7 protein-coding genes are annotated in these 7,362 nt (G+C 60.7%); 1 reads left to right on the top strand and 6 read right to left on the bottom strand.

Translation table 11 applies throughout. The annotated features are described in order from the left end of the window. The 5 genes from WC683_18425 to recN form a co-directional block, all read right to left on the bottom strand. Positions 1-695 (bottom strand): DEAD/DEAH box helicase (locus WC683_18425; GenBank protein MFA4974585.1); only part of this gene is annotated, 695 nt, incomplete at its 3' end. Between the two features lie 69 nt (positions 696-764). Beyond that, positions 765-1,715: a M23 family metallopeptidase gene (locus tag WC683_18420; protein ID MFA4974584.1), complete on the bottom strand. Its 951-nt coding sequence runs from the start codon at positions 1,713-1,715 to the stop codon at positions 765-767. 153 nt (positions 1,716-1,868) lie between these two features. After that, positions 1,869-2,678: a Stp1/IreP family PP2C-type Ser/Thr phosphatase gene (locus WC683_18415; protein ID MFA4974583.1), complete on the bottom strand. Its 810-nt coding sequence runs from the start codon at positions 2,676-2,678 to the stop codon at positions 1,869-1,871. 58 nt (positions 2,679-2,736) lie between these two features. Then, positions 2,737-4,074: a TldD/PmbA family protein gene (locus WC683_18410; GenBank protein MFA4974582.1), complete on the bottom strand. Its 1,338-nt coding sequence runs from the start codon at positions 4,072-4,074 to the stop codon at positions 2,737-2,739. 2 nt (positions 4,075-4,076) lie between these two features. Then, positions 4,077-5,753, bottom strand: coding sequence for a DNA repair protein RecN (recN, locus tag WC683_18405; GenBank protein MFA4974581.1), 1,677 nt, complete (start codon positions 5,751-5,753; stop codon positions 4,077-4,079). A 105-nt stretch (positions 5,754-5,858) separates the two neighbouring features. On the opposite strand from recN, the gene WC683_18400 reads away from it, so the two are divergent. Then, positions 5,859-7,169 (top strand): replication-associated recombination protein A, encoded by a 1,311-nt coding sequence (locus WC683_18400; GenBank protein ID MFA4974580.1) that lies wholly within the window; start codon positions 5,859-5,861, stop codon positions 7,167-7,169. 1 nt (position 7,170) lies between these two features. Here the strand turns inward: WC683_18400 and WC683_18395 are convergent. After that, the coding region (locus WC683_18395; protein MFA4974579.1) for a nitroreductase family protein at positions 7,171-7,362 on the bottom strand (192 nt) is incomplete at its 5' end.

The following is a 7,362-nucleotide window of genomic DNA, read 5'->3' as shown; positions in this document are numbered from 1 at the left end:
GACTGCTCGGCCTGTCCGGAGATGATCAGCGGGGTGCGGGCCTCGTCCACCAGGACCGAGTCCACCTCGTCCACTATGCAGAAGTTGAGCGGCCTCTGCACGAACTGGCTCGAGTGGAACTTCATATTGTCGCGCAGATAGTCGAAGCCGAACTCGTTGTTCGTCCCGTAGGTGACGTCGGAGCCGTACGACACCTGGCGCTCCTCGTCAGTGAGACCGTGCAGTATCACGCCCACGGTGAGCCCCAGGAAGCGGTAGACCTTCCCCATCCACTCCGAGTCGCGGCGGGCGAGATAATCGTTGACCGTGACCACGTGCACGCCCTTGCCGTCGAGCGCGTTGAGATAGACCGGGAGCGTGGCGACAAGGGTCTTCCCCTCGCCGGTCTTCATCTCCGCGATCCTGCCCTCGTGCAACACTATCCCGCCGATAAGCTGGACGTCGAAGTGGCGCATCTCCAGCACGCGGACAGAGGCCTCGCGCACGACCGCGAACGCCTCGGGCAAAAGGTCTTCCAGGGACTCGCCGGCTGAGCGCCTCTTCCTGAATTCATCGGTCTTGGCGCGCAGCTCGGCGTCGGTGAGCTTCTTGATCTCGGGCTCGAACGCATTGACGCGCTCGACGATAGGCCACATCCTCTTGAGCTCGCGCTCGTTCTTCGTACCGAAGATTTTCTTAAGCAGATATGTGATCATAATATTTACAAAAAAGGCCGCATATACATGCGGCCGGGAAAAGGCAAGAGCCTTATCTTTAACAAACCGCTACATCCTGTTCGAGAGATACATCATCGGGTTTACCGGCACGCCGTCCACACGCACCTCAAAATGCAGGTGGGGCCCGGTCGAACGGCCGGTGTTGCCCACCGAGGCGATCAGCCCGCCCCGCTTCACGCGCTGTCCCTCCTGCGCAAGCACCGAGGAACAGTGCGCAAATACGGTGGATATGCCGAATCCGTGGTCTATGATCACGGTATTCCCGTATCCCCGATGATAGCCGGTATAGGTTACGATGCCGTCGCCGGGGGCGATGATAGGCGTGCCGCGCGGGCCGGCTATATCGATACCTTCGTGAAGCCGCCTGCCCCGAGAAACCCCGAATTCAGAGGTGACCCAGCCCTGTGCCGGCCAGATGGTCGGCAGGGAAGCCCAAAAATACAGTTTATCCTGCTGTTTTGCGAAAGCGGCGTGCAACCGCTGCTCGACCGCGTCGTTTCGCTCCACCAGATCGTTGAGCGAAAGTTTCATGCCCTCGGAGAGAGAGCCGGCGAACGGCGATTTCCATTCGCTGGCGCCGAGCTTGATCGGTCCGGAACTCGGGAGGTCCGGCAACGCATCCTGTTCATCCACAGGGCCCAAACCCACGCTGACCGGCTTCTTGCCTGCGGACGATTCGATCTTTGCGGCAAAACGCTCGGTCCTGGCGACCGCTCCCTCCAGCCCTGCCAGACGCGCCTCAAGCTCTGACTTCTCCTTCATGAACTTGGCCGCCTCAAGCCTCATTTCATGAGTGGAGAGGTAGGCGCCGCGATACGAGAGCATGCCGGCTATCGATCCGATCAAGACGGCCACCGTAAGGACGATCAGGGATAAGACGACCTTGAAAGACCTGCTGGAGGCCTCTATGCGCCTTATCTTAGACCTGTTGCGAGGCACTATGAGTATGCTGAAGCGCTCCGCCGGCCTTCTCTTGGTATCGGGTCTGTGATTGCCCATTATTCTTTTGACAGTTGATTAACGTCCAAACAGCTTCGGTATGTGATAGATCCTGCAAATTGATTAAATAATCTTAATTGATAATGAATTGTTAACAGACACCCGGGTGAGTGTCAATAAAAGATAACCTTCATAAACTATTGGAATCATTAATTAAAGTTCAATGGTCGGGTCGTCGGAACCTGTTTGGCCCGTTGATCCGTCCAGCGAGTCGACCTCGGCTATCACCACGGTGATATTATCTTCCCCCCCGCGATCGTTTGCTATGTCTATGAGCCGCCTGCAGGCTGTCTCCAGATCGTTGGTTGCGACGATGTCCCTGATCTCTTTGTCGCCCAGAAGGTTCGAGAGGCCGTCCGAACAGAGCAGGTACCGGTCCCCCTTCTGGACGACCCTGATCTCCACATCGGCATCCACGTTCTCCTGGAAGCCCACCGAACGGGTGATGATGTTCTTCAGCCGGCTGCCGCGCGCCTCCTCCTCGGTCATTATGCCGGCGCGCATCTGCTCGCCGACCAGCGAGTGATCCTTGGTGACCTGCAATATCTCATCGCTCCTTATGCGATACGCCCGGGAATCGCCCACGTTGGCGATGTAAGCCTTGTTGTCGCGGAAGAGCACGGCGACCGTCGTGGTGCCCATGCCCCTGAGGGAGCTTTCTTCCTTCGCTTTGTCGAATATGCGCTTGCTGGAGAGGCTCACCGCATAGCGCAGATAGCCCTGATATTCGCCCTGCTTTAAGTTCACCCCCTCCTGGAGGGTGGTGTCCGGGTCTTGCTCGAGCGAGGAGACCACCTCTTCGATCGTGGAGATGGCGAGCCCGCTGGCGATGTCTCCACCCAAGTGTCCGCCCATGCCGTCGGCGACCGCGTAGAGACGGAGTCCGTCGTGAACAAGGTAGTTGTCCTCGTTCTTCTCCCTGCGCTTTCCCACGTCCGATATTCCGAAGGATCTTATGAGCATCGATTTATTATAGGGGTTCTCCCCCTCTTGAAAAGCCAAAAATTTTACACCCAGGGCATCAGGAACCCAGGACCATCCCCTCCGCAAAAAACGCAGGTGCGCCGAACGACCCCACGAACCTCAAGTTGTTGCCCACGGCGACGATCCTTCCGAACAGCTCATGCACATTGCCGGCTATGGTCATGCCCCTCACCGGCTCACGCCTTGCCCCCTCTTTTACGACAAACCCCTCGACGCCCAGGGAGAACGCGCCGCTGATCGGGTTCGCGGTATGCAAACCCAGCAGGTCCGTGATCAAAAAACCCCGGTCAGCCTGGACGAGCAGCGATTCCGGGGATGCTCCGCCTGCCTTTAGGAAACAGTTGCTCACGCCGACCGCGGGCTGTCTCTCCAACCCCTCTCTCACGCAGCTGCCCGTGGACTGAACGCGGTCCTTGGCGGCCCTGGCGCCGTCATAGAGCCAGGACTCGACCTCGCCGTCGCGCACCAGCACCGTCCGCCTCTTGGGTATGCCCTCCCAGTCGAAGGCGAACGAGTTGCAGCCGTGGGGCAGAAGCCCGTCGTCCACTATTGTGACCGCGGCGTTGAAGACGCATTCGCCGCGCTTGCCCGCGAGCATCGATTTGCCGCGCTGCACGTTGTCGGCGAAGAACGACGGTGCGAGGAGGGCGAGCATCGATGCGGCAGCCCGGGGCTCGAACACGACTGAAGCCGTTCCGCCCGGGGCCGGAGCAGCGCCGAGTTTGTCCACCGCCCTCTTCGCGGCAGTGCGGCCTACCCACGCAGGATCAATATCGTCGAAAGAGGCGGAGAAGGACTGCTCGAACCCGCTCTGGGCGCAGCGGCCGTCGTCGGACACGGCCTTGGCAGCGCAGTGGCAGAAACCCCTCTCAAACTTCGCCCTGACGCCGCGGGAGTTCACGACGAAGAGAGCGCGCACATCCTCTCCGTAGCGCGCCTGCTGGACCTTGGATATCCTGCTGTCGTGAGCTATCGCCGCGCTCTCGATCTCCATCGCAAACCGCGCCTTGTCGTTGTAAGGAACATCGGAGAGCGTCCTCTTCAAAACCTCTTCAATCTTGCCCTGCTCGGGCTGGGGCTCGGGAAGCGAAACCTCGTCCGACGGTGAGACGCTCTCCACAGAGGCCAGGGCGCTTCGCACGGCGGTGATCACCGACTTCGGATTCATGTCTGCGGTGGAGGCAAGCCCCATCCTCCCGCCTTTGATCGCCCTGATAGAGATCCCGCGCCTCTCGCTCCGAAGAGCGCGGTCTATCATCTGCTGCTTGGACTCGATGATGAGCGAGCGTTCGACGAGGCCCACGACCTCGAACGCGTCGAGGCTCTGCGCCTCGATCCTCATCACCGCCTCCTTCACCGCCTTCTCGATATCCATAATTACGATCCGCTTTCTCTGAGCATCTCCCTTGCGTGGGCTATCGTGGTGTCGGTGATCTTCTCTCCGCCCAGCATGCGAGCTATCTCGTTCACCCTATCGTCGCCGGCAAGGCCGTCCATCGATGTTACCGTGCGGCCGGCCTTCACCCTCTTCGATATCCTCACGTGGCTGTCCGCAAACGCGGCAACCTGCGGAAGATGCGTGATGCATACGACCTGGCGCGCCTGCGAGATGGCCTTGAGCTTGCGGCCCACCACCGCGGCGACCGCCCCACCGATGCCGCTGTCCACCTCGTCGAAGATAGAGGTGCCAAACTGTGCGGACTTAGAAACCAGGGCGCTCTTGAGCGCCAGCATGAATCGCGACAGCTCGCCGCCGGACGCTATCCTGGCGAGCCCGCGCATCGGCTCCCCGACGTTGGGGGATATCAGGAACTCCACCCTGTCGGGGCCGGACTCGTCCCATTCCTCCTCCGGCCTCTGCTCGACCTTGATGGAAAACTCGCTCTTCTTCATCCCGAGCTCGCAAAGCTCCGAGGCGACGGATTTCCCCATCTCCCTCGCGGCGCGTGTGCGACCGCGGCTGAGGGCCTGGGCAGCCGTCCTCCTAGCTAACGCAGACTCATCGAGGGCCACCCTTTTCAGCGCACGCTCCCCGTCGTAGTTCTCTATCTTCCTGAGCTCCTGCGCCATCTCCTCACCTCGCGCGAGGAGAGCCTCGATGCTCCCGCCGTGCTTTCGCGTAAGCCCCCTTATGAGATACATCCTCTCCTCAAGCTGCTCAGCCTTATCAGGCTCCGAGCCCACCCGCTCGGCATATATGGAGAGCTCCCGCGCCACCTCCTCAGCCTCGACACGCGAGCGATTGATAGCCGCAGCCCAGTCTTCAGCCTTTGATTCGAACTGCGCGCACTGTTCGACCGCGTGCGAAGCGATCGAGAGCGCAGAGATTGCGGACCCGGCCTCGCCGCTCAGCGCGTCGCACGCTGCACGCACCTTCTCCTCCAGAAAGACCGCGTGCTTGAGCCTCTTGAGTTCCGCTTCGATCTCCGCGTCCTCGCCCGGCTTCACCTGCGCCCTCTCGATCTCGTCCAGCTGGAACTTGAGGAACGATTGCCTTTCCACCGCGTTTCTGCCCGCGTCCTCGAGTTTTGCCAGCTCACGGGAGACATCGAGCCACATGCGGTGCGCCAGGGCGAACGCCTCGAATTCCTTCCAGAGGCCTGCGAAACCGTCGAGCAACGCGGGGTATCTCGCCTCGTCGAGCATGAGCTGATGCTCATGCTGGCTCGATATGTCCACCAGATGCTCTGCGACCGTCTTGAGCGTTGCGGCGATGACGGGCACGCCGTTTATCGAAATCCGGCCCTTGCCCTGGCTGCCCACGACCCTGTGGACGATGATCCCCTCTTTGCACTCGATGCCCGCATCGGCCAGCGCATTTGCCGCAGGGGCCGGCAGGTCAGAGGAGTCGAAGGTGGCGGTGACGCTCGCCGACTCGCTGCCCGCCCGCACCGCCTCGGCGGATGCCCTGCCGCCCAGGACGAGTTTGAGCGCCTCGACAATGATCGTCTTGCCGGCGCCGGTCTCGCCGGTCATCACGTTGAGCCCCGTCCCGAGCGATAGCTCGATCTCGTCGATGATGGCGAAGTCCTTGATGCGGAGGGATGTGAGCACGATCTCTCTCGTCTAGCACGCAGCCTGCGGGCCTTCAATCGAATTTTCATCCGCAATTATTTTTCCCTTGTACAGTGAACCACTGTCGTGCTCATAACACCTCTCATGGACGACCTCTTCGCCGACAAGGGGCACCACAAGGCGCCGCTCGCCGAGCGGATGCGGCCCCGCACGCTCTCCGAGATAGTGGGTCAGGAGCACCTCGTGGGTCCGGGCAAACCGCTCTCCGCGCTCATCGAAGCGGACACCGTGCCATCCATAATATTCTGGGGCCCTCCCGGCACGGGCAAAACCACCCTAGCCCGCATAGTCGCGGGCAAGACAAAAGCTCGGTTCCATCACCTCTCCGCCGTGCTCTCAGGAGTGACCGACCTGCGCGCGATCATCAAGGAGGCCAAGGCCTCCCGATCTCTATCCGGCAGGCCGAACATACTGTTCGTGGACGAGATCCACCGCTGGAACAAGGCGCAGCAGGATGCGCTGCTCCCGCACGTCGAGGACGGGACGATCACGCTCATCGGCTCCACGACCGAGAACCCCTCGTTCGAAGTCATAGGGCCCTTGCTCTCCCGAACCAAGGTCTACGTGCTCGAGCCGATAGACGCGGCCGAAATCGAAAAGCTGGTGAGGGAGGCCCTCTCCGACGAAGATCGTGGGCTCGGCAGCCTCAAGATCTCAGCAGACGACGAGGCGATAAGGTTTATATCGGAATCAGCCGCAGGGGACGCGCGCCGCGCGCTCAACACGCTCGAGATCGCCGCTGACCTGGTCTCCCGAGGCAATCACAAGTCAAAGATCTCATTGGCCGTTGTCGAGGCCGCGCTCCAGAAGAAGAGCCTGCTCTACGATAAAAAGGGCGAGGAGCACTACAACGTCATCTCCGCATTCATCAAAAGCATGCGCGGAAGCGATCCGGACGCTGCGGTTTATTATCTCGCGCGCATGCTGGAGGCAGGCGAGGACCCACTGTTCGTCGCGAGGCGCATGGTGATATTCGCGAGCGAGGATGTATCAAACGCCGACCCGCACGCAGTGCAGGTCGCGATCTCCTGCATGCAGTCCTTCGACTTCGTGGGCATGCCCGAGGGCTGGATCCCGCTCGCACAGTGCGCCACCTATCTCGCCACGGCGCCCAAGAGCAACGCGAGCTACATGTCATACAAGCGCGCGCTCGCGGACGTGAACGAGCTCGGGGCGCTGCCAACGCCCAAGCACATACGCAACGCGCCCACGAAGATGATGAAGGAGATGGGATACGGAAAGGACTACAAGTACGCCCACGACTTCGATGGCCACTTCGTGCCCAACGAGCAGTACCTGCCGGACAAGCTCAAGGGAAAACGTTACTACGAACCCACTAAGAACGGGTACGAAAAGAACATCTCCGAAAGGCTGAAGGGGTGGAGGAAGAAGTAACTCACCATTTTTCCCAGCGTATCTTCTCCGGCTCGAATTTGTCCTTCGGCTTCTCGTCGCCCGCGGGATAGCCGATAGAAATCGCGCAAAGCGGAACAGTGTCCTGCGGGATGCCGAGCACTTCGCGCACGTGGCGCACGTGTTCCTCGATAGGATGCACACAGACCCACACGGCCCCCAGCCCCGCATCCTC

This window comes from bacterium (genome assembly GCA_041648665.1).
GTDB lineage: Bacteria > UBA10199 > UBA10199 > 2-02-FULL-44-16 > JAAZCA01 > JAFGMW01.
The sequence above is the reverse complement of the archived record's forward strand: the minus strand, read 5'-3'. Positions and strand labels throughout refer to the sequence as shown.

Bases quoted from the DNA above. Each gene is read 5' to 3' on its own strand.
- WC683_18410 (MFA4974582.1), bottom strand. From the start codon at position 4,074: ATGGATATCGAGAAGGCGGTGAAGGAGGCGGTGATGAGGATCGAGGCG.
- WC683_18415 (MFA4974583.1), bottom strand. From the start codon at position 2,678: ATGCTCATAAGATCCTTCGGAATATCGGACGTGGGAAAGCGCAGGGAG.
- WC683_18420 (MFA4974584.1), bottom strand. From the start codon at position 1,715: ATGGGCAATCACAGACCCGATACCAAGAGAAGGCCGGCGGAGCGCTTC.
- WC683_18400 (MFA4974580.1), top strand. From the start codon at position 5,859: ATGGACGACCTCTTCGCCGACAAGGGGCACCACAAGGCGCCGCTCGCC.